The 19,731-nt window shown below is 44.0% G+C and carries 17 protein-coding genes and 2 tRNA genes; 16 read left to right on the top strand and 3 right to left on the bottom strand.

Annotated features, from left to right (window positions below):
* Nucleotides 1-42 precede the first annotated feature (42 nt).
* A tRNA-Ser gene (locus NJD71_RS12065) sits at nucleotides 43-133 on the top strand.
* Nucleotides 134-240: 107 nt separating this feature from the next.
* Here the strand turns inward: NJD71_RS12065 and NJD71_RS12070 are convergent.
* The 3 genes from NJD71_RS12070 to NJD71_RS12080 form a co-directional block, all read right to left on the bottom strand.
* Entirely contained in the window at nucleotides 241-972 is a 732-nt protein-coding gene (locus NJD71_RS12070; RefSeq protein WP_319052188.1) for a hypothetical protein, read from the bottom strand.
* A 363-nt stretch (nucleotides 973-1,335) separates the two neighbouring features.
* A complete protein-coding gene (locus NJD71_RS12075; protein ID WP_319052189.1) occupies nucleotides 1,336-1,668 on the bottom strand; it encodes a CopG family transcriptional regulator in 333 nt (110 codons plus the stop codon).
* Nucleotides 1,669-1,885: 217 nt separating this feature from the next.
* Nucleotides 1,886-1,961 (bottom strand) — tRNA-Asn (locus NJD71_RS12080).
* Nucleotides 1,962-2,438: 477 nt separating this feature from the next.
* Between NJD71_RS12080 and NJD71_RS12085 the strand changes: the two genes are divergently transcribed.
* The 15 genes from NJD71_RS12085 to NJD71_RS12155 all read left to right on the top strand — a co-directional run.
* On the top strand, nucleotides 2,439-2,792 hold the full coding sequence (locus NJD71_RS12085; RefSeq protein WP_442967681.1) for a DMT family transporter: 354 nt from the start codon (nucleotides 2,439-2,441) through the stop codon (nucleotides 2,790-2,792).
* A 1-nt stretch (nucleotide 2,793) separates the two neighbouring features.
* Complete coding sequence (locus NJD71_RS12090) at nucleotides 2,794-3,384, top strand: TetR/AcrR family transcriptional regulator (protein ID WP_319052191.1); 591 nt, start codon at nucleotides 2,794-2,796, stop codon at nucleotides 3,382-3,384.
* Nucleotides 3,385-3,632: 248 nt separating this feature from the next.
* Complete coding sequence (betB, locus tag NJD71_RS12095; RefSeq protein ID WP_319052192.1) at nucleotides 3,633-5,135, top strand: betaine-aldehyde dehydrogenase; 1,503 nt, start codon at nucleotides 3,633-3,635, stop codon at nucleotides 5,133-5,135.
* Between the two features lie 119 nt (nucleotides 5,136-5,254).
* On the top strand, nucleotides 5,255-6,955 hold the full coding sequence (gene betA / locus NJD71_RS12100) for a choline dehydrogenase (RefSeq protein WP_319052193.1): 1,701 nt from the start codon (nucleotides 5,255-5,257) through the stop codon (nucleotides 6,953-6,955).
* Between the two features lie 267 nt (nucleotides 6,956-7,222).
* Nucleotides 7,223-9,268 (top strand): choline BCCT transporter BetT, encoded by a 2,046-nt coding sequence (betT, locus tag NJD71_RS12105; RefSeq protein WP_319052194.1) that lies wholly within the window; start codon nucleotides 7,223-7,225, stop codon nucleotides 9,266-9,268.
* A gap of 254 nt (nucleotides 9,269-9,522) precedes the next feature.
* Nucleotides 9,523-10,011, top strand: coding sequence for a M48 family metallopeptidase (locus tag NJD71_RS12110; RefSeq protein WP_319052195.1), 489 nt, complete (start codon nucleotides 9,523-9,525; stop codon nucleotides 10,009-10,011).
* Between the two features lie 176 nt (nucleotides 10,012-10,187).
* Complete coding sequence (locus NJD71_RS12115; RefSeq protein WP_319052196.1) at nucleotides 10,188-10,610, top strand: tetratricopeptide repeat protein; 423 nt, start codon at nucleotides 10,188-10,190, stop codon at nucleotides 10,608-10,610.
* Between the two features lie 41 nt (nucleotides 10,611-10,651).
* Entirely contained in the window at nucleotides 10,652-11,800 is a 1,149-nt protein-coding gene (locus tag NJD71_RS12120; RefSeq protein ID WP_319052197.1) for a flavin monoamine oxidase family protein, read from the top strand.
* Between the two features lie 56 nt (nucleotides 11,801-11,856).
* Nucleotides 11,857-12,798, top strand: a complete 942-nt coding sequence (locus tag NJD71_RS12125) for a DMT family transporter (protein ID WP_319052198.1) — start codon at nucleotides 11,857-11,859, stop codon at nucleotides 12,796-12,798.
* A 201-nt stretch (nucleotides 12,799-12,999) separates the two neighbouring features.
* Nucleotides 13,000-14,760, top strand: a complete 1,761-nt coding sequence (locus tag NJD71_RS12130) for a TrkH family potassium uptake protein (RefSeq protein WP_319052199.1) — start codon at nucleotides 13,000-13,002, stop codon at nucleotides 14,758-14,760.
* A 67-nt stretch (nucleotides 14,761-14,827) separates the two neighbouring features.
* Nucleotides 14,828-15,529 (top strand): potassium channel family protein, encoded by a 702-nt coding sequence (locus tag NJD71_RS12135; protein ID WP_319052200.1) that lies wholly within the window; start codon nucleotides 14,828-14,830, stop codon nucleotides 15,527-15,529.
* A 43-nt stretch (nucleotides 15,530-15,572) separates the two neighbouring features.
* Nucleotides 15,573-16,115: a DUF3124 domain-containing protein gene (locus NJD71_RS12140; protein WP_319052201.1), complete on the top strand. Its 543-nt coding sequence runs from the start codon at nucleotides 15,573-15,575 to the stop codon at nucleotides 16,113-16,115.
* Nucleotides 16,116-16,251: 136 nt separating this feature from the next.
* Nucleotides 16,252-16,665 (top strand): PaaI family thioesterase, encoded by a 414-nt coding sequence (locus NJD71_RS12145; RefSeq protein WP_319052202.1) that lies wholly within the window; start codon nucleotides 16,252-16,254, stop codon nucleotides 16,663-16,665.
* A gap of 612 nt (nucleotides 16,666-17,277) precedes the next feature.
* The gene (locus NJD71_RS12150) at nucleotides 17,278-18,258 is read left to right on the top strand and encodes an OmpA family protein (protein WP_319052203.1); all 981 of its coding nucleotides are present in this window, start codon (nucleotides 17,278-17,280) and stop codon (nucleotides 18,256-18,258) included.
* Between the two features lie 140 nt (nucleotides 18,259-18,398).
* The coding region (locus NJD71_RS12155) for a Calx-beta domain-containing protein (protein WP_319052204.1) at nucleotides 18,399-19,731 on the top strand (1,333 nt) is incomplete at its 3' end.

The following is a 19,731-nucleotide window of genomic DNA, read 5'->3' on the forward strand; positions in this document are numbered from 1 at the left end:
GGCTTGCATTATAAAATGATATCTATATAATGATGCACCAATGGAGACGTGGCAGAGCGGTTGAATGCACCGGTCTTGAAAACCGACAAGGGTTAATAGCCCTTCGAGAGTTCGAATCTCTCCGTCTCCGCCAAATTCGAAAAATCCCCAATCAGAAATGATTGGGGATTTTTTTATAGGCATTTACAAAGGTTTAAGTCATACATCTCATAGATGTCTTTATTAGTCTACTTTGGATGGCTATTTTGCCAATGAGTTGCCAAACTCGATGGTCTGGTCATCCACTAATACTAGGGTGCCTTCTTTTATCTCAATGGTCATGCCTGTGGTGTTTTTGATCGCACGCATGACATTGATGTCCTCGATACTGCTATCGATGACTATCTTTCCAGATTGCTCAGGCTCAATAGCAGGATCAAATGTGATCAAAGGGACATTGAAGTTCTTGCCTTGCTCAAGGTTATCGTCTTGCATCGTCAGCGTACCTTTGAAGCTCTCAATAGGTACTGTCCCATGATTTGATAGCATAAACTGCATTTTAACTTGGTTTAAACTGTCACTATCACTGGTTTTGATGGGCAGCAGGGCGACAGGATATTTCTGAGCTGTCGCATTTGCTGTCTCACCAGTGACAATAGGGCTTTTCTTACCTGTTGGATTGTTAGGATGCAGGCGCTCGTATTCACGCTGTTGTATCAAGGCTTGCTTGATCGTGGTACGCGGCATGGCACCTGACTCATACGCATCGCTGAGTTTCATACGCAGCATATAGCGACTGAGGACTTGCTGATCGGCTGCAGGTAGTTGTTCAAAGGTTTGTCCTAATTCGTCTTGCCACTGGTCAGAATCAGTAGGTATGGTTTTTTGGCTTGGATCTGTTTGTGGCGACGAGCAGCCAGAGGCAAGCGCGAGCACCGTAACCGTCATGGTCAAATACAAAGCCTTGTGAAAACGCCGCTGTAAACCTTTCATCGTATACCCCCTTATGCATTTTTATCATGATAAAGCCTGTCTAATAGTGATGGCTATTTTCTTAATATACCTCGTTTAAGGGGAGATTGTGTTTAATTATGGCTAACTGTAGTAGTAAAATGTCCAAAGTACTAAAAAGTGAATACCTTTAAATAGGACAGATAACAGCATAAATAAAAGAGAGTGCAAGAATAAAAAAGGTGCATTGTTCATTAACAGTAATAAAGCTATCGACAAAAAAAGACCACGTTCGCATCAGCAAACGTGGTCTTTTTTATGACACTCATTATTAGGCTTTATGTGCCAAGTCATGATGTCCAAGCTGTCGTTTTCAGATCGATATTCATTTCAATATAGAGAGTATTATTTATCGTTGTCTTGCAGTTCAGACAAAGAGTGCGTGATATGGTTGTTGTGAGTAACCACAATAGCTTCATCAATGATACGTTGGCTCACGCCGCGCTTGCGTAGTGTCTCGATAAAAACTTCATCATGAGCCAGTGTATAGTCTTGATGGTCACGATCGAGACCTTGGCGAATATATAAGCGAATAAGCCCTTGAATGCGTTTGAAACCCAAGTCTGATGACGTTGTTTCCAATAGCTCAATCATTTCTTCAGACAAACGAATGCTGATCGGGCGCATAATTTTTTGCGGATGATCAGAAAACTTATTTTTTATACGTACAGGTATCATAATAAACCATTACTTTTAGTGAGTAGGAGCAAAGCACTCAAACAAAAACGAACCCAATCCAAATTAATCTTACCATACAACAAAAACGCCTAAAATAACACTATAGCCATGCAATACGCTTAAACTTATAAGTACATATTAATATCATCATAAGTACATATAAAAGAGGCAACAATAAAAAAACCTTCATCAAATAGTGATGAAGGTTTTTAGTATATGGCTCTCCAACCTGGGCTCGAACCAGGGACACACGGATTAACAGTCCGTTGCTCTACCAACTGAGCTATTGGAGAATAAGCTGTCATAACACTAAGCGTTTTAGCTTTATTACCAATCAATTTCTTGGCTTGTTTGCGTTATGTGGGGCACATTTTAGCCAAGTCATTAGGGGCTGTCAACCTTATTATGCCATTAATCAGAAATATTATTACAATTATCAAAAATAGGCGTTTGTCCCTTACCAAATAAGCTATTTTGGTACTGATATTTGCCAAATACAGGTAGCAATTGGCTGTAGCAATGACGGACGTCTATAAAAATCTCATCCAGCATATAGACAAGTTCAGATAGATATCAAAACGGCACGCTAATTTACTGCAAAAATATACGGTTTTTTGAATATTAAGGCAAATACTACACTATTTGACACAATAAAGAAGCAAGACAGCCCTTCACATTGCTAGAATATTGCTATAAAATACCTACCATACGGTATCTTTAATATGTATTTAACAAATATTTTGTTAGTAAATGCTTGAACAAAGGCGGGTGTGCTAAAGATGAGTCCTACAATAATTGCCTACGGTTACCTGACCATTGCCATCATATTTGAAGTGATTGGCACGACTTTTTTGATGAAATCAGAGCAGTTCACCCGTCTGGTGCCGACCATTATGATGGGCGCGCTTTATACGGTCTCATTTTATTTATTGGCACAGACGCTCAAGACCATACCGCTGGGCATTGCCTATGCATTGTGGGGCGGGCTGGGCATTGTGCTGACCTCGCTTGTGGGTGTGGTGCTATTCAAGCAAACCCTTGATACGGCAGCAGTAGTCGGCATTGCTATGATTGTTGGCGGTGTTGTTGTCATGAACTTATTGTCTAATTCTGTGGTGCATTAGTATGAATATAGAAGTGGAAAATGCTCATAAGCGTAAAAAACAGCCAAAAGTGGTTCGTCGGGCGCTGCTGGATCAAGCGGCACGGATAACACTAGAGCAAGGGCTGACTAAGGTGACGTTTCAGGCGGTTGCTGATGCAGTAGGGGTAACCAAAGGCGGCGTTATGCATCATTTCGCTACCAAAAATGCTCTTGTCATCGAAGTGTTCAATGATGCGATGGCCAAATTTGAGGCAGAAGTAGATGCTGCTATGGCAAAGGATCCTGTGAGTTATGGTGCTTTTACTCGTGCTTATATCGATGCCACTATCAGTTTGGGCGAAAAAGCGCAGGCAGAATATGACAATCAAGCAACCTTATATGTATTGATGCTAGGGGATAGCGAATTACGTGAAATGTGGGCTCAGTGGGCCAATGCCCAATTAAAGAAACATGCCGCAACTGACGATACCGAAACCTTATGCATGGTCCGTCTGACTGCTGATGGTATTTGGCTCTCGGACTTTTCAGGTGTCGATATAGCAGACAAAAAGAGGCTGCGTGATCGACTGATAAAAATGACGCAGCGTGATTTTGATAACAGCACTGATTAGATAACAATGCTGACTAAATGACAGCGCACAGGTCAGATAGAAGTAACAACCAAATAAAAGCTTAAATCAGAAAATATTTAGACTGATAAGGGTTCAGCTGTTAGGCAGCGAAGCTCTGATAGGCGTAGATAAACCACTTAATAAACATCTAACGACGAAAGACTATATTTACAAACTTAACTCATAACGACATCACATGGTCAGCGCCTTTGCAACGCTGCTGCTACCCATTGTCCTAAGGAATATTCATGACAGATATCAACAATTTGACAGACATCATCGACCTAGAACAAGTACAAACCGCTTATGTTAATGGTCGTTACTTGCCGGTTGATGACACGCTCACTACTTTTGAAGATATCAACCCAGCGACTGGTGAGGTATTGGCTACCATCCAACAAACAAGCAATGAGCAGATTGATGAGGCGGTAAAAGCCGCGCATAAAGGTCAAAAAATTTGGGCCGCGATGACGACTGTGGAACGTGGTCGAATCCTCTCAAAAGCTGTTGAGATATTACGTGCGCGTAATGATGTACTGGCATTGCTGGAAACAAAAGATACGGGCAAAGCATACTCCGAGACAAAATATGTCGATATCGTCACTGGTGCTGATGTCGTTGAGTACTATGCAGGGCTGGCACCAATGATTGAGGGTCGTCAGATTCCATTGCGTGACAGCAGCTTTGTTTATACTCGCCGCGAGCCGTTAGGCGTAGTCGCTGGTATCGGTGCGTGGAACTATCCTATTCAGATCGCCATGTGGAAAGCAGCACCTGCACTGGCTGCTGGCAATGCAATGATCTTTAAACCATCAGAAGTTACTCCTTTGACCGCCTTAAAGCTGGCTGAGATTTTTACAGAAGCAGGACTGCCAGATGGTGTGTTCAATGTTGTACAAGGCAACTACGAAGTGGGTCAAGCGCTGACTGAGCACCCAGATATCGCCAAAGTATCGTTCACAGGTGGCGTACCGACTGGCAAAAAAGTCATGTCAAGCGCAGCAAGCTCGTCTTTAAAAGACGTGACTTTAGAGCTTGGTGGTAAGTCACCGCTAATTATATTTGAAGATGCCGATATTGATACCGCCGCTGACATCGCGATGATGGCCAACTTCTATAGTACCGGTCAAGTATGTACTAACGGTACGCGTGTCTTTATCCCTAAAGCGTTGGAAGAAAAATTTGAGCAAGCCATCTTAACGCGCGTCAATCGTATCAAGCTAGGCGATCCGGTGGATGAGAATATCAATATGGGTCCACTGGTTAGCTTCCCGCATATGGAGCGCGTGCTTGGCTATATCGAGCAAGGTAAAAAGAGCGGTGCTCGTCTGCTCACAGGCGGCGCACGTGTGACGACAGCCGAGCTTGCAAACGGTGCTTTTGTTGAACCGACCGTATTTACAGATTGTAGCGATGATATGACTATTGTCCGTGAAGAAATCTTTGGTCCAGTGATGTCTATCTTGACCTATGAGACCGAAGAGGAAGTGATTCGCCGCGCCAATGATACCGATTATGGCTTAGCAGCTGGTGTGGTAACGGCTGATCTGAAGCGCGCGCATCGCGTCATCGCTCAGATCGAAGCAGGTATCTGTTGGTTAAATACGTGGGGTGAGTCAGCAGCACAGATGCCAGTCGGTGGTTACAAGCACTCCGGTATTGGTCGCGAAAACGGCGTTGAGGCGCTTGAGCATTATACTCAAACCAAATCTATCCAAGTAGAGTTGGGCGCGTTTGAATCAGTCTTTTAATCGTTCATAGTTTAGCAATTTGTATTGAGAGAAACTAAGACAGTAAGGTCATCCTCCAGCTTTATCTGACCTTTCTGATACGAAACGATTTATGTTTTTTCCATATTATGGAGCATGTTATGACATCAACCACACCTGAGTACGACTACATTATAGTCGGTGCAGGATCAGCAGGAAATGTGCTGGCCACGCGTTTGACCCAAGATGCCAGTATCAAAGTATTGCTATTAGAGGCAGGTCGCCCAGACTATCGGCTAGATTTTCGCACCCAAATGCCAGCCGCGCTCGCCATGCCATTGCAAGGCACGACTTATAATTGGGGTTACAAGACAGACCCTGAGCCCTATATGAATAACCGTGTTATGGATTGTGGTCGTGGTAAAGGGCTTGGTGGCTCATCGCTTATCAATGGTATGTGCTATATACGTGGCAATGCGTTGGACTTTGATGATTGGTCTAAGATAAAAGGGCTATCAGACTGGACATATTCAGATTGCCTACCGTACTTTAAAAAGTCAGAAAACCGCGATGTTGGCGAAAATGACTATCACGGTGCGGGCGGCCCTGTTGAGATGACTACCTCAAAGCCAGGTGTTAACCCTCTATTCCAAGCCATGATTGAAGCTGGCGTACAAGCAGGATATCCGCGTACCGAAGACTTAAACGGCTATCAGCAAGAAGGTTTCGGTCCAATGGATCGCTTTGTAACGCCTAATGGTCGCCGCGCATCAACTTCTCGCGGTTATCTAGATCGTGCCAAGCCGCGTAGCAATATTACGATTTTGACAGGGGCACTGACCGATGTGATCTTATTCGATGGTAAGCGTGCCGTTGGTGTCAAGGTAGAGCACGACGGTCAGACCAAAAAGTTTTATGCTTCTCGTGAAGTGGTGGTTTCGTCTGGTGCGATTGCCTCACCTCAGCTATTGCAGCGTTCAGGTATCGGCCCTGGTCAATGGTTAAAAGACGCAGGGGTGACTGAAATACTAGATTTACCAGGTGTGGGTAACAACCTGCAAGATCACTTAGAGCTGTATATGCAGTATGAGTGTAAGCTGCCTGTCTCTATTGCCCCTGCTAATAAGTGGTGGAATAAGCCTGCTATTGGTGCTGAGTGGTTGTTTAATGGCACTGGTCTTGGTGCCTCTAACCAGTTCGAGGGCGGCGGTTTTATTCGTACTGATGAGAAGTTCACTCATCCAAATATTCAGTATCATTTCTTGCCATTGGCGGTACGTTACGATGGACGTAGTGCAGTCAAATCGCATAGCTTTCAGGCACACGTAGGGTCGTTACGCTCACCAAGTCGTGGTCGCGTCAAGCTCACATCACGTGATCCAAAAGCGCATCCAAGCATTTTGTTCAATTACATGTCTCATGATCAGGATTGGCAAGAGTTCCGCGCAGCGATGCGTATCACGCGTGAGATCATGCATCAGCCAGCGCTCGATCCTTATCGTGGACGTGCTATTGCACCGACTGATGATTTGGTGACGGATGCTCAGTTGGATGAGTACGTACGTAACCATAGCGAGACCGCGTATCACCCATCTTGTACTTGTGCGATGGGTGAAGACAACGATTCCGTCGTCAATGGTGAAGGTTTGGTACACGGTATCGATGGCTTACGCGTCGTCGATGCGTCCATCATGCCCAACATCATCAGTGGCAACCTCAATGCCACCACGATCATGTTGGCAGAAAAAATCGTTGATAAAATGAGAGGTGTACAGTTGCCACGATCAACGGCAGATTACTATGTCGCCAATGGTGCACCGCTGCGCGCTGAGCCTATGCGTGACTATCTCTCGACTGTGTAAATGACAAGTCAGCATAAAATATGCTGCTAAATAAAGAACGATATCAGATAACTCCAAAATAATGGCCTTTCAACGTAAAGGCCTTTTTTATCAGCGTCAATATATGAGCGCAATGTATGTCATATATGGGTGTTATTTATCATTTTATTCATTGGTACTGCTTTGTGCGTCATGCGGTTAAGTATACGTTATGTGGTCAAAAGTCATAATACTATGCCGGACAAAGCAATATCGGACCCTGTTTAATTTACTTATTTGAGGTCTTTTATGTACAGTTCGCCATCAAAAGAGGTGACGAAACCGTTGCGCTTAAACAAAACTGTGTTTTTAGGTTCGGCTATTATTTCTATTTTATTGATCATCTGGACCATTGCTTTTCCAGATTATAGTGAGACCTTGCTGAGCGCTAGCATGACTTGGGTATCAGATAAGTTTGGCTGGTATTACATGCTAGTGGTTGCCGCTTATAGTATCTTTGCGTTGTTTGTTGGTTTTTCTAAATATGGCGATATTAAGCTGGGTCAAGACCACGAAAAAGCGCAGTTTCCGTTTTTAGCGTGGGCAGCCATGCTGTTTTCAGCGGGTATCGGTATCGATCTGCTATTTTTTGGGGCATCAGAGCCATTGATGCATTATTTAACGCCGCATACTGGCCTAGAGCCTGCGAGCGCCGAGGCCATGCGCGAAGCGCTTGCTCAGACTTTTTTGCATTGGGGTCTGCATGGCTGGGGTATTTATGCCTTGATTGGTATGGCGTTGGCTTACTTTGCCTATCGCAAAAACATGCCACTGGCACTACGCTCGCCGCTGACACCAGTATTTGGTGAACGCTTAATCAAAGGCTGGCTGGGTGACGGGATTGATACCTTTGGTGTCGTCTGTACGTTGATGGGTATTGCGACAAGTCTAGGTATTGGTGTGCTACAAGCCAATGCTGGCTTGACCCATGTATTTGGTATCGAATCTAGCAAGATGGTTCAGGCACTGATCATTGTGGGCGTTGTCGCGGCGGCTGCTATCTCTGCAATGACAGGTGTCGAAAAAGGCGTACGTCGTCTGTCTGAATTCAACATGTTGTCATCAATTCTGCTATTGCTTGCCATACTCGTGATGGGCAATACCGTATACCTATTGAACACCTTTACCCAGAATATCGGTCAATATTTCCAGACCATTATTTATAAGACCTTTGATGTTTATGCTTATGATGGCGCTTCTGGTGCCGAGTGGAAATCTTGGTGGACGATATTTTTCTGGGCATGGTGGGTTGCTTGGGCACCATTTGTCGGTCTATTTATTGCGCGTATTAGCCGTGGCCGCACGCTACGAGAGTTCGTGTTTGGCGTGATGTTTATTCCACTGGGTTTCATTTTTGCATGGTTCTCTATCTTTGGTAACACGGCGATAGATTTGGTTGCCAATGGCGCCACTGAGCTGGGTGAAATCGCCGTCAACGACGCTGCAATGGGTATGTTTGCATTATTTGAGTACTTTCCTTATAGCGAAGTGCTATCATTTGCTGGTGTGGTGATTGGTCTTATATTCTTTGTGACCTCAGCGGATTCAGGTGCATTAGTACTTGCAAACCTGAGCTCACGAGGCATGACTAACGATACGGATGCACCTGTATGGTTACGCTTATTTTGGGCGGCGGCAACGGGTCTTATTACGCTAGGTTTATTGTTTGCTGGTGGTTTTGGCTCGTTACAGTCGGTTTCTGTGATCGCAGGCTTGCCATTCTCTATTATTCTTGTGCTCTACATGATAGCGATGTGGAAGTCACTAAAAGAAGAGGGCAACAAACGCAAAGCGAGCACTATTGGTACTGCCAATGTCCTTGATAACGGTAAAGGCTGGAAAGCCCGCTTGCAGCGTATTGTTAGCTTCCCAGGACACGCACAGGTTGAAAAGTTCTTAAAAACGGTGGTGATGCCTGCCATGAGTGATGTCGAAAAAGAGTTCGAAGCGGGTGGTCTCAAAACCTCACTAGACATCCATAATCTTGCGAGCATTGGTGAAGGTATCGATGCTGGTATGGGTCAAGATAGCGGTCAAGTGGATGGTCTAAAACTACGTGTCGGTCATGGTGATGAAGATGACTTTATTTATGAAGTGCATTTGATCAAAGCTGAGCGTCCTAACTTTACGCTGAATACGTCAAGCAAGCATGCAGAGTACTATTATCGTGCTGAGGTATTCTTGAGAGAAGGGTCGCAAGAGTATGACTTGGTTGGTTATACCAAAGAGCAGGTACTGGTCGATATTCTCAATCAGTACGAGCGTCACTTGCAGTATCTACATCTAGAGCGTTAATTGATTATAAATAGCTATCCATTTATATAGGTACGATAGCTCATCATTGAACGCTTATATAAGAAAACACCCCATAAGTTGACGACAGCTTATGGGGTTTCTTTATGACAAAAATTCAGTCAGAAAGCAGGTGATGACCAGTCAAAGTAATTAATAAAGCAAGAGGGCAGTACAAGCAGCATGTATAAGGTAAAATTAACTAAGACTGTGCTGATCAGCCAATAAATTCGAGCATTTAAGCAAAGGATATCGTTGTGACTACATTAAAATACATTGCTCATTATCCAGAGCATATTCAAACTCAAGTTGCAGAGATGATGAGTGATGGCAGGTTAGGGGTATATCTCAAAAACAAATACCCCACCCAGCATGAGATCCAAAGTGATAAGGCACTCTATCACTATATCAATGAGATAAAAAACCAATACATGCGTAAGATTGGCCCGCTATCAAATGTCAGCTATAGCAGTAAATTAAAAGTTCTAAAACATGCGCTAGGAATGCATACCACACAGTCTCGGGTACAAGGCAGTAAGCTCAAGTCGCACAACAGCATCACGGTGGCCAGTTTGTTCAAAGACGCGCCGCCAGATTTTTTGCGCATGATAGTGGTGCATGAGCTTGCGCACTTCAAAGAGCATGACCACAACAAGGCGTTTTATCAGCTGTGCTGTCATATGGAGCCTGAATATCATCAACTGGAGCTGGATATGCGTTTATGGTTGCATTGGCAAGAGCGCTGATTACATGGACGTTATATAGCCATACCATGTGTTTGCTGATAACTGAAAACACTCATCATCAGCAGTAACCGTGCTAAGCTTGCCTGTATTAAATTTTTCGCCATCAAACTATTCGCAATTAAACCATAAATACACATACGTGCTCTTTTATTACCTCACTAAAAATAGAGAAAAAAATGATCAATACCAAAATATATAAAGCCATCTATACGTTAGCCGAAGAGCTATTAGAAGCCGATCGTAGAGGCAATCAAGCGAAATTTGACGAGCTTTATGCTGAGCTAAAAGCCATCTGTACCGATAATGAAAATACTGATAAAGACCATCCAGAGCAATGGGAAACTCTTGCTGATTTTACAGAGGATTTAGATGAGGCGTTGGTTATTTATGACAAAGCACTAGTCAAAGCCACTGCTATCAACTCAAAAGATCATATGTCCTCAATCGCTTTTTCTATGGCGGTACTACAGCTTGAGATGGGTGAAAAAGAAACGGCCATCCAAAGTTTGCAGAATGCCAAAGTCACAGCAAACAAAATTGAAGACAAAGAATTTAAGGTTGAGATCGATGAGATGCTTACCAAGCTATTGGCAGAGTAGTCTCAACTATAATCAATCCTCTATGAATTGAGTAATCTGATATGCAAGACGTACCTGTAGTGATTGTTGGCGGCGGGCTAAGTGGACTATACGCTGCCTTTTTATTAGAGCAAAAAGGCATCGCCTATAGACTGCTAGAAGCACGTGATAGATTAGGCGGTCGTATTGCAGTCGCTAATTTCTCAGGCGCGCTCAATAATGGACAGGCTGCTGCTGACACAGGTATGGCTAATAAAGATGATGCATTTGATTTGGGTCCCTCTTGGTTTTGGCCTGACTATCAGACGCAGTTAAGTACGCTCATTGAATCGCTGAACTTATCACGTTTTACGCAGTTTGAAGCTGGCGATATGATGGTGGAGCGCGCTACTGATCAGCCACCCATACGAATGCAAGGTTACAAAAGTGCGCCGTCTTCTATGCGTCTAGTCGGTGGAATGGCGACTTTGATTGAGGCGCTATATGCCCGCCTAGACGCTAAAAGCATCATCACCAACCAAACCGTGCAGCAGTTAAGTAGAGTAGGTGAGTATATCGACGTACAGAGCGAAGATGCTGCTGGACAAGCGACCATATCTCGAGCGCGACATGTCCTACTTGCGCTACCGCCTAGACTGGTAGCGGGTCGGATAGCATTTGAGCCAGCACTACCACAGGAGCTAATGACACAGTGGCAACAGACAGCAACGTGGATGGCGCCCCATGCCAAATATGTGGCAGTCTATGAAACGCCATTTTGGCGAGATAATGGTCTCTCAGGGGCCGCGCGTAGTGCGATAGGACCACTCACTGAGATACATGATGCTTCTACTGTAGACAGTCATGGTGCCCTATTTGGCTTCTTTGGTGTACCCGCGCAGGCACGGCAAAGTGTCTCTAATATCGTGCTAAAACAACATTGCCGCGAGCAATTGGCACGTCTATTTGGTACGCAGGCGAGTAGTCCGGTAGCTGAGTATCTCAAGGACTGGGCGCAAGACCCATTGACAGCGATGCCTGCTGATATCAATGGCAACGAGCAACATGCCGTAGCACCACCGGCCAAACCAAAAACAGACGCATGGCAAGACCAACTAACAGGCTGCGGTAGTGAGTGGTCAGCACAGTTTCCTGGTTATATTGCTGGCGCTATTGATGCGGCAGCCATAGCAGTACAAAGCTTGCCTGCGACAGTATTGTCCAAAGAGTGAATATCGCCAGAAGCCCTATAGTTATACAAAAACATCGTCATCTAATAGGATAGTTGATGAATGACTCCCTCAAGCAAAAACCTGACCATAATGCGACTTGGCTGGTACCTGTTGCTTGCCTACTGGTCGGTGGCGCGCTCACAGGTATCTCAACCAATTTAGCCAAATATGCTGTCGATACTGGTCTTACGCCACTAGCGTTTTTGTTTTGGTCGATCACTGGTTCGGCGATTATTTTATTGATCGTCGCATTCATCAAACAAGAGACACTTCCTTTTAGCGCCCGTAGCATCGAGTACTATTTTATTGCCGCCTTTGTCAGTGTGGCGGCTGCCAATTTACTGTTGTTTTCAGCGATTCCTCATGTTGGCGCAGGGTTCGTCGCTCTTATTATATCCTTACCTCCATTGCTAACGTATCTTGGCGCACTGCTGCTGCGCATAGAGCGCTTCTATCTCACCCGTGCGCTTGGTGTCGCTGCGGCACTATTAGGAGCAGGGGTGTTGGCTATCCATAAGCTCTCCGCCCCAGATACCAGCGTGTTTTGGATTTTGGTCGCGCTGTGTGGACCAGTACTACTCGCCATTGGTAACATATACCGGACACTACGCTGGCCTGATAATACCGCATTTAGTGCACTCGCTCCGGGGATGCTAGTCGCCGCCTCTCTACTGATGGCTTTATTTAGTATGGTGTTTAATTTTTCTATCGCGATATCGGTCGATAGTTGGCTGCCGCTTGGGCTGATAACCATACAAGCATGTGTGTTTGCTGGACAATTCTTATTACTGTTTCTCTTACAAAAAACAGGCGGTCCTGTTTTACTCAGTCTACTAGGGGCGGTCGGGGCCATCTTTGGTGTCCCTATTGCGATATTTTTGCAGGGAGAGCATCCGCCTGAGGGTTTGCTGTTGGGAGGTTGTCTAATTGCTATTGGCGTCGCACTAGTGACATGGGGCGGTGTAAAAATGTCGACGGCCACAACAAAAAAAGAATGAAAGACGCTCAGCAAACGCGCCAATAGGTAAGCATATCCGATCAATACTCTATAATCGTGTAAGTACCTGATATCTCGTCTTAATTACTCATAAAGTCTATATAGATCCAATAATTGGTTACGATTATCTCAAATCAATTTTTGTGAATATGGCAAAAAAGGAGTATAAGTATCGGGGTTATTGTTGTCTTGGATTCAGGCTATGAATGCAGCCACGCGTTATCGGTTATTAAATAATGTCACGATTCTTATTAGCATCATCGGAGTCGTTGTTGCTTTATTGGATAGTGGTTTTACACTGCCGATGTGGCTACAACAAGGTTTCCATATTTTTTATCTAGTCATTATTTTTTTGAGCTTTGTAGTGACGGTTGGCCGTTATATCTACACAAATAAGCCGTTCACGCTCAATAAAGTGGCGGTATTCGATGCCTTTACCAGTATCGCTATTATTATTTTACTTGCGGCACACTTTACTGACCTGATGCGTTTTGGGTTGTCTGCCGCTGTTGATGGCTTCGTCGCGATAAAAATAGCGGTGTTTGTCACCTTTATCCGTGAACTGTCTGATCACGATTTTAATCTGAACCGTACCTTTCTACATCCTGCGCAGTTTTTTATTCTAAGCTTTTTGGCGGTGGTGCTGGCAGGTGCCCTGCTGTTGATGATGCCCAATGCAACGACGCAGCCGTTATCCTTTATTGATGCGCTCTTTACTGCGACCAGTGCGGTTTGCGTAACAGGACTTATTGTCGTGGATACAGCGACCCATTTTACGACGTTTGGACAGACCATTATTATGGGCTTAATACAAGTCGGCGGCTTAGGTATTTTGACATTTGTGACTTATTTTAGTTACTTTTTTAAGGGCGGCGTCAGTTATGAGACGCAAGCGAGTATCAGCGAGATGTCGTATATGCGCGGTATGGGGGATGTGGTCTCGACCTTGAAGTCAATCTTATACGTGACTTTCGGTGTTGAGGCAGTAGCGGCGGCGCTGATTTATATTAGTATTTATGATATACCCGATATGAATTGGTCTGAGCAGTTGTTCTTTTCGATTTTTCATGCAATTTCAGCTTTTTGTAATGCGGGGTTTTCGACCTTTAGTGCTGGCATGTATGACGATTCGCTACGCTTTAATTACCCGCTACAGCTGATCGTGGCGATGACCTTTATCTTTGGTGGTATGGGTTTTACTATTGTGGTCAATGTACTGCGCTATCTACGGCATCGCATTGAGCGACTACTGTATCGTCATGATCAACGCTATTTTTATCAGCCTTGGTTGCTCAACATCAATAGCCGCATTACCTTGATTACGACTGGTGCGCTATTGCTGGTCGGTCTGGTTGGGGTAATGATATTTGAATACGATAATGTGCTCGCTGACCATACCAGTATTTTTGGTAAGCTGGTCACAGGATTCTTTACCGCTGCCACGCCGAGAACCGCGGGATTCAATGTGATTGATATGGGTGAGCTGGCATTCCCAACAATCATGCTGACGATATTTTTGATGTGGATTGGCGCGTCACCAAACTCGACAGGGGGCGGTATTAAGACCAGTACCTTTGCGATTGCCTTATTGAATACACTCAGTCTAGCCCGTGGGCAAACGAAGATCGAGGTGTTCAAACGTCAAATTGCGGAAATCTCCGTGCGCCGCGCATTTTCTATTATGTGGTTGTCACTGCTGGTTATCGGTACAGGCGTGACACTCATTAGCTATGATCAGCCAGAGCTTGATTTGATCAAAGTAGTGTTCGAGTGTTTTTCAGCATACAGTACAGTAGGGCTGAGTTTGAATCTAACAGCAGATTTGTCAGATTTTAGCAAAGTGGTGATATCGGTCATTATGTTTGTTGGTCGGGTCAGTATGCTAACGATATTTATTGCGCTACTCAAAAACATGCGCCAACGCAATTATCGCTATCCAACTGAGGAAATTACGATTAACTAAATTTTTATACATAAATAATTTTACGTTTAGAAGCGAAAAATATAGTTTAAAAAAGGTCATCAAGGTCATGAAGTATATTATCGTAGGATTGGGGAATTTTGGCGCGTCACTAGGCTCTGCATTGACTAGCCAAGGGCATGAAGTGATTGGCATTGATAGCAATATGCAAAGGGTCGAAACCTATAAGGAAGTTATCTCTCATACGCTCTGTATGGATGCCACAGATGAGTATACCGTAAGCGGCTTACCCATCATTGATACTGACATCGTCATCGTGGCAGTTGGCGAAGATCAAGGCGCAAACGTGATGGCAACGGCGTTATTTAAGACCCTAAAAGCAAAACGGTTGATCAGCCGCAGTATCAACCCACTGCACGAAAAAGTCCTACAGGCTATTGGGGTGGACGATTTGATTCATCCTGAAAAAGAAGCGGCCAATCGCTGGGCCAAACGACTGTCGCTACGTTATTTTGTCGATTCGTTTGAGTTAAGCGATAACTTCAGTATGGTAGAGATTAATATTCCAAGTGTATTGATCGGTAAGACCATCGATGAATTGCAATTGGAGCAAAAGTTCAATATACGATTGCTTAGTACCTTGCGCTATGAGTATTATGAAGACAGCTTTGGTCGTACTCAGAGCAAACCGAGCATTCAAGGATTGGCAACGCCAGAGCAAGTATTAAAAGACCACGATGTACTGGTCATTTATGGCGCGAACAAACACATCAACCAGTTTTTACGTAGCGTCGGTGTGAAAATCAAATAACGGCTCAACAGCGTAGTGACATGAGAAGATACAGGGGGAGTTTATGAATAAGCGCAGTGTAGCCGCTCTATTGGTTGCCGCTATGGCACTACTGTCTGGCTGTGATCCGTCCGCGCAAGATCCGAACGTCACCCTGTCCGAGAATCAACAGGACCCGATTGAGGCGTTGGAGGTGACGTCCAATGTGGATCGTAGCGAGTTCAGCTATAAAGAAACCTTTTATGTCCCCATCTATTCTGATATCTATACTGATAAAGACAATCGTAAAGTGTTACTGGCTGCGACGTTGAGCGTACGTAATACCACGCTTAAAAAATCACTATATATCAATAAAATTGATTATTACGATACCGATGGCGCTCTTGTCAAATCCTATATAGACAAGCCAATCGAGCTACCTGCGATGGCCACGCTCAACTATATCGTTGAAAAAGAAGAGAACAAAGGCGGCGCTGGTGCTAACTTTATTATCGAAGTTGAAGGCGCGGATGAGACCGTCAAACCAGTTATTGAAGCGGTCATGATTGGGAATTTTAGCAATAAAGGATTTGCGTTTAGTACCGAAGGCACGCCTGTGATACATTAATCGGATGTGTTAAAGAAAATAGCAATGTCGGCAGTGTTAACAACGGCAATAGCGGTAGTGGCATTTAGGATAGCGACATTCAAGTAGCGATATTTAAGGTAGTGATATTCGAGACAGTGACATTCAAGGAAGAATTATGTCTGCAACCAAAGAAGAAATTAACGCCTTTATGGCAATGGAGTTCCCCCAAACAAAATGCGTCGTTGAAGCAGTAAGCGCGCATGGCGCGACCTTATCACACGATATTGGTATCAATGAGCTACGTCCCGGTGGCACCGTGTCTGGTCCTGTCATGATGGCCGTCGCTGATGTTGCTATCTATGTGGCGATACTGGGAAAAATCGGCATCGTGCCCTTGACCGTGACGACCAGCCTGACGATTAATTTTTTGCGTAAACCATCAGCAGATGCACGTATTATCGCTGAGTGTACCTTACTTAAAGTAGGGCGAGCGCTGATCGTGGGTGAGGTGTCTCTGTATTCGGAAGGCTCGGATGACGTTGTCGCACACGTAGTCGGCACCTATTCTGTACCGCCTCAGCGTATATAAACTTTTACTTCATAGTATATATTGCTTGAGTAATAAGTCTTTTATCGTTAGATTAGTACGCATTTAGTATTATAGACTTAGAGATCAAGACCATAATATTGCAATATTAGATCTCATCGAAATGACTTATCGTCATGATTTAATCATTACCTTTGAATTATTGGATGACAGTCATTAGCGTAGTCACTACTACAGAATACTCTGCATAAAAAAAACCTCGCCAAGCATAACAGCTTGCGAGGTTTATTTTATGGTAGTACGGATTTCTGAAAGGTGGTATGAGTTGGCATTTATTTTGCAACATTAAGGAACCAACAACTATTATTTTTATAAATATTTAAATAAACAATAGTTTATTTAATGATGGGATGAATTTTCATGTAAGATAGCACCTGCTCAGAAGAATGAGAGGTTTTTGTACGATAAAGCGATCTGGATAATTGATTTATATTAATAAAATTAATGACTTAAGATAAAATTTTCAGGTAAAAAGCGATGTACGGTCGGTTGGATGGTTTGACCGTACTGGTATGCAACTATAGTAACAGGTAGCATAAAAGTATACATAAGTGTTCAAAGGTGATTCGGAATACAGTAAGTAAGGGAGTAGTCATGGAAAATATACTCAGAAAGTCTATCAATATCATTGTCTTACCGATCATGTTATTAGGAATGACAGCGTGCTCTGTGACTGGTAACAACAGTATCGATAACGATGGAGATAGTCGCCATGTGAGTAAGGTTGCATGGAACAACCAAACTGATGCTGATATCAACTATATATTAGACCAAAATGTATCTTCTGATAAAACCCGTTTGGTATTTATTAGATCCAATGACCGTTACTCTGAACAAACGAGTGCCAACATCGCAGTAAACAATCGGTTTCAAGTGAGTCTGCATCCAGGCAACTATACGGTTGTTGAATCATGTGTTGGTATAAACCAATTAAGCGCTCATGCCACGGGGTTCAAGGACAATAACTTGCTGGCAAATAAAAAAGAGTATGAGTTAGTAGGCGGTCAAACTTACTTTTTTTATGTGAATATGACTCAAACGGGTCAAAGCACCTTAGAGCAGATCACTACCGCTAGCGCATTGCAACTACTAGAGAAAAGGCGTTATCAGTCTCATCAAATCAGTCGCGTTGTTCCTAACTGCCCATTACCTATCATAGCCGCACCACCAATTAATCCACCTGCTGTTATCAAAACACCGACACCAGTATTGTCCGAAAGAATATCTATTGATCTTGAAATATTGTTTGAGACAGACAAGTCGATGGTACGTCCAGCCTATTATGCAAAAACGACCGAACTGGTCACGTTTATGAAGCAGTACCCGAATACTGTGGTAACTATCGAGGGACATACAGATAGCCGTGGTCAAAATGACTACAATCAAGCATTATCACAGCGCCGAGTCAATGCAGTGAAAGAGATACTAGTTAACGAGTTCGGTGTTGCACCCAACCGTATAAGTGCTATTGGCTATGGCGAGTCGCAGCCAAGAGCAAGTAATGATATTGCAGCAGGAAGACGGCTTAATCGCCGCGTCATCGCTGTAGTAGAAGAGCAGCCGCAAAATGAATAATAAAAGGCATCCAAGTGGATTTTATTCATTTAAAACGGCTTTGACCGATTATTCTTTGGCAATGAGTGCCGCGTGATATCTCTCTCAAGTTATATTATCCCAATTGAAAAACAGATAACAATAAATAGAAGGTAAAAAATATGAACACGATTATAGTAAAAACCAATAGTGCAACTCAGACTGTCGCGCAAGTACAAGTAGTCACCGAAGATGGAAAGCCTACTATTATTAAAGCTGTGGACAAGGTTAATTACGAGTTTCATGATACGGCAATCGGTCGTGCGCCCAATCATATTATTACCAAGCGTCTAAAAAATGATTTGCATGTCTCGTTCGAAAAAGATGGCGAAAACAGTGATCTTATAATAGAAGGGTTCTACGACGAGGCAGACAGTGCACTGCTCGGAATCGCCGAAGATGGTGAGTACTATTACTATATTCCGGATACTGGTGAGACTTACGACTATGTCACGCAGCTAGAGACAGGGGATGTAGAAGGTCAGGCATTGGGTGGCACTGAATATATAGCGGCGGCTGCAATACCTTGGTGGATACCTGCAGCAGCAGGCGTTGGCTTAGCTGGTCTAGTAGCAGCCCTTAGTAGTGGCAGTGATGATGACAATGAGCCAGCTGAACCTGCTTCTATAGTGAGTCTTAGTGGGGTGATGAACCTAAGCGAAGCAGATGCTGCCGATAATGCGAATACAGCGTTGTACACAGTCAGTCTGGATAAAGTGAGTGAGACAGATACTACAGTTACGATAACGATCACACCTGGATCTGCTGATGGTGATGACTATAGTGCGCCAGCCACGCAAACAGTCACGATTCCGGCTGGACAGACCTCTGTTGATTTTAGTGTGCCTATTGTCAATGATGATGTCTATGAAGGAGCAGAAGGCTTTCAAGTAGCGATCACAAGTGTCAGCACGGGCAGAGCTACTATTGATACTGCCAATAGCACTGTAGAAACGACTGTATATGATGATGGTACGACTGATGGTAGTACGCCGGTCGATCCTAACAATCCGATGACAGGAAGTGATATACCCGTGGTCAGCATTGTGGCAACTGATGGTCAAGCGATTGAAGGGATTGATAATGGGTTAGTTTTCGCTGTATCACAAAACAAAATTAGTAACTTCAACACCTTAGTTGACGTAAAAATTAGTGATACAAGCAGTATCGAATTGGCAGATATTACTTCTATTAGTTATGTTGACATTGATGGTGTTACTGTATTTCTGAGTAATGCAAATGATATCCAAGATTTTCTTATCAATGGAGCGAGTGTCAGAATACCAGCAGGACAGAGCTCGGCACCAGTCATTAATGTCACAGTGGTCGACGATGCCATCTATGAGGTCTCAGAAGCCCTAAGCATGAGCATCAGCAATCCGATCAACGCCAGCATTGGCACCGCCTTTGATGTCGCCACCATCTTCGACGAAGATGCAGCAGACGGCACCGTCA

Source organism: Psychrobacter sp. PP-21 (assembly GCF_033790785.1).
Taxonomy (GTDB): domain Bacteria; phylum Pseudomonadota; class Gammaproteobacteria; order Pseudomonadales; family Moraxellaceae; genus Psychrobacter.